Annotated in this window: 2 protein-coding genes and 1 pseudogene; 2 read left to right on the top strand and 1 reads right to left on the bottom strand. The window is 63.2% G+C overall.

Annotated elements, in window-relative coordinates; translation table 11 throughout:
• Positions 1-208 (top strand): TIGR02281 family clan AA aspartic protease (locus tag Q8R73_RS14395; protein ID WP_305720217.1); only part of this gene is annotated, 208 nt, incomplete at its 5' end.
• 118 nt (positions 209-326) lie between these two features.
• Entirely contained in the window at positions 327-1,826 is a 1,500-nt protein-coding gene (locus tag Q8R73_RS14390) for a phosphomannomutase/phosphoglucomutase (RefSeq protein ID WP_305720216.1), read from the top strand.
• 49 nt (positions 1,827-1,875) lie between these two features.
• Here Q8R73_RS14390 and Q8R73_RS14385 read toward each other — a convergent pair.
• Positions 1,876-1,970, bottom strand: a pseudogene (locus Q8R73_RS14385) (transcriptional regulator); the annotation flags it as partial.

Raw genomic sequence — 1,970 nt, 5'->3', positions numbered from 1 at the left:
CACCACCACCGTCTCGACCGCCAACGGCACCATCAAGGCGGCGCGCACGCGACTGGCCATGGTCGAACTCGGCGGCATCGTGGTGCGCGACGTCGACGCCATGGTGCTGCCGGATGAAGCCCTGTCGGAAAACCTGCTCGGCCTGTCGTTCCTGTCCAAGCTGAAGCGGTTCGAGTATGCCAACGGCAGGCTGGTGCTGGAGCAATAGCCCGCACGCGCGACCAATCCCGCGCAATTAATCGCCAAAAACCGCCGCACCGCCTTCCGCCGCGCCCGTGCATTCGCTATGGCTGCGGTGCCCTCTTCCGTTTCATCACGAGGCCTGAATGTTTCCGAAGCCGAAACCCGCGCTGGTTCCGAATACCTATGCCTATGAATCCGAGCCGATGGTGAAGGCGACCGGGTTTCGCGAATACGATGCCCGCTGGCTGTTCGGCAAGGAAATCAACCTGATGGGCATTCAGGCGCTGGGCATGGGGCTCGGCGCGCTGATCGCGGAACTCGACGTCAAGCAGGAAGTCGTGACCGGGCACGACTTCCGCGGCTATTCCGCCTCGATCAAATACGCGCTGATTTCGGGGCTGCTGGCCTCCGGCTGCAAGGTGCACGACATCGGCCTGTGCATGACGCCGATGGCCTATTTCGCGCAGTTCGACCTCGACGTGCCCTGTGTCGCCATGGTGACGGCGTCGCACAACGACAATGGGTGGACCGGCGTTAAGATGGGCGCCAACCGGCCGCTGACCTTCGGCCCGGACGAAATGACCCGGCTGAAGGAGATCGTGCTCAATGCCGAGTTCAGCAACAAGGTCGGCGGCTCCTATCAATTTCACGGGAATTTTCCGGCGCGCTACATCGCCGATCTCACCAAACGCCCGAAACTGAAGCGCAGGCTGAAGGTCGTGGTCGCCTGCGGCAACGGCACCGCGGGTGCCTTTGCGCCTGACGTGATGCAGGCGATCGGCTGCGACGTGGTGCCGCTCGACACCGAGCTCGACCATACCTTTCCGAAATACAATCCCAATCCCGAAGACATGGAGATGCTGCACGCTATCCGCGACGCGGTGCTGGCGCACAAGGCCGATGTTGGTCTCGGCTTCGACGGCGACGGCGACCGCTGCGGCGTGGTCGACAATACCGGCGAGGAAATTTTCGCCGACAAGGTCGGCGTCATGCTGGCGCGCGATATGTCGGCCGTCACGGCGAATGCGCAGTTCGTGGTCGACGTGAAATCGACCGGGCTGTTCGTGACCGACCCGGTGCTGCAGAAGCAGGGTGCCAAAGTCACCTACTGGAAGACCGGCCACTCCTACATGAAGCGCCGCACCCACGAATTGGGGGCGTTGGCCGGCTTCGAGAAATCCGGCCACTTCTTCTTCAACGCGCCGCTCGGCCGCGGCTATGACGACGGCCTGATCTCGGCGATCGCGATCTGCGAGATGCTCGATCGCGCGCCCGGCAAATCGATGGCGGATCTGAAGGACGCGCTGCCGAAGACCTGGTCATCGCCGACGATGTCGCCGCATTGCGCCGACGAGACCAAATACGGCGTGGTCGATGCCGTGGTGAAGCATTTCGAGGCGATGCAGAACAACGGCGCGAAGGTCGCCGGACAGAAAATCCGCGATCTCGTCACCGTCAACGGCGTGCGCGTCACCGTCGAGGACGGCAGCTGGGGGCTGGTGCGGGCATCGTCCAACAAGCCCGAACTGGTGGTCGTGGTCGAGAGCCCGGTGAGCGAGCAGCGCATGCACGACCTGTTCGAGGCGATGAATGTGGTGCTGCGGACGCACCCCGAGGTCGGCGCGTACAATCAGACGATTTGATTTTCTTCGCTTCGCCTCAGCCGCGCTGCAGAGCCACGGTGGATGCCTGCTACGCCATCGCCGGCACCGGCAATGCGGTCACCGACTTGATCTTCTCCATCGCAAAGCGCGAGGTGACGTTCTTCAGCGGCACCGCGCCGATCA

The sequence above is a fragment of the Bradyrhizobium sp. genome (assembly GCF_030697065.1).
Taxonomy (GTDB): Bacteria; Pseudomonadota; Alphaproteobacteria; order Rhizobiales; family Xanthobacteraceae; genus Bradyrhizobium.
This window is presented reverse-complemented; position numbering and strand designations above follow the sequence as displayed.